Below are 1,529 nucleotides of genomic sequence, written 5' to 3'. Positions count from 1 at the left end.
CGCCACTCACGGTTACGCGGTCAAACGTTCACTCCAGGCATCGGAGTGAATGATGTTGCCGTCCTGATAAGGCCAGGTGATTTTTTCGTAGCGGAACTCAACACGTTCCAGATGGTTGTGTTTCTCTTTGGCCGGATCTTTGATGTCATGCATCAACGGTGCCACTTTCACCACCTTCACGTTGTCCAGTTGGGTGATGAAATAGACTTTCTCCTGACCGGCATCATCAATTTGGTACCACTTGATTTCCGCCGATTTCAAAGTCTGACCGGAGGTGACGGCTTTATACAAATACGGGGTCGAGGCATCGACTTCTTTGGTGAACATCAGTGGGGCATGCACCCGGGTCCCGGTCAGCTTACCGGTGTTGTTGTCCGTCGGGATATGCAATGCATGTTCCAGCGCAACGATTTCAATGCTGCCTTCCCGGCCCTGAACATCGACAGACCCTTTGATGTCGGCACCACCGTCATCTTTCAACCATAAATACGCGGGGATCGCCATAATATTACTCTCCTGTTGTTGATAAAGAGTCCGGCACCTTTTGTAATCGCTGGCAAGCAACGGCATTCAGGGCCGAACGGAACTCAAACCGAATAAAGATCCGGGAGTCAGTCAGAATAAATCCGGAAAACAATAAATCAGATCAGGTATTTCCCAACCGGCGGTTAATCGGAGTGAAAATAATTAATCGGGCTATCCCTGCGCCATCAATGATGATTATGCCTTAACAGCATGGACTATTAAGGCATAATTTCACTCTCTTAACGGGTGCATATATAAATCAAGTCTTTTTTATCAAATAGCACAATAAGCTAAAGGCCAAATAAATATAATTTCTGTAAAAACAAAAAAATAAACACACTACTTTAATAAAATATAAATAAAATTACACTTATTTACATAAAAAGAATTTATTTATCATAACAAAATAGCCAGACTCGTCAGTCTTAATACAATAGCGCAGCCAGCCCATAATTAAATTATTTATTTTAATTTAAATCAATTAGTTACAATTAAAATAAAATAAACAACCTCACTTTACATCCTGCTGCCTAAATAGGTAAAAATAATGATTCTCATTCATAATATGCGAATGAGAATACCTTCAGTGATAGTCAAAAACAGACGGCAATATTCTTACCACCACCAATAAAGCCTAATCCTTCTCGCAAAAAAACACGGACTATTAAACAGGAATATTATGACGATATATGTCACCTCAGTGAGCGACAGAACCCCATTTAATATTTTCATGATTTTCCGGTGATAATGGTCAGCAAACCCGTCATTAATCCTCATTAATGAGGAAATATCTGCCCCTCAGTCTGCGATAAGATTATTCTGCCGCCCAATCATCGTCATCGACCGCCGACATTTTTGTGTCATCCCCCGGTGTCGTGTCAAAAATCGCTTTTGGCAACGTAAATCCCCGCAGTTTCAGCAACGCCAGCGGCCCGCGGCCCATTTCCGTGCGTAATATCCAGGTCACCGGTAAACCGTCCGGCATCATCCATGTCAGCCGGTAA

The 1,529-nt window shown here is 42.6% G+C and carries 2 protein-coding genes; both read right to left on the bottom strand.

Going from position 1 to position 1,529, the window contains the following annotated elements; translation table 11 throughout:
• Positions 1 to 12: 12 nt before the first annotated feature.
• A complete protein-coding gene (locus SLS51_RS22920) occupies positions 13 to 504 on the bottom strand; it encodes an Hcp family type VI secretion system effector (protein ID WP_323840795.1) in 492 nt (163 codons plus the stop codon).
• Between the two features lie 835 nt (positions 505 to 1,339).
• The coding region (locus SLS51_RS22915) for a hypothetical protein (RefSeq protein ID WP_323840794.1) at positions 1,340 to 1,529 on the bottom strand (190 nt) is incomplete at its 5' end.

Origin of the sequence: Photorhabdus africana (genome assembly GCF_035181445.1) — a bacterium.
GTDB lineage: Bacteria > Pseudomonadota > Gammaproteobacteria > Enterobacterales > Enterobacteriaceae > Photorhabdus > Photorhabdus laumondii.
The sequence above is the reverse complement of the archived record's forward strand: the minus strand, read 5'-3'. Positions and strand labels throughout refer to the sequence as shown.

Excerpts from the sequence above, each read along its gene's own strand:
- SLS51_RS22920 (WP_323840795.1), bottom strand. The coding sequence starts at position 504 with ATGGCGATCCCCGCGTATTTATGGTTGAAAGATGACGGTGGTGCCGAC.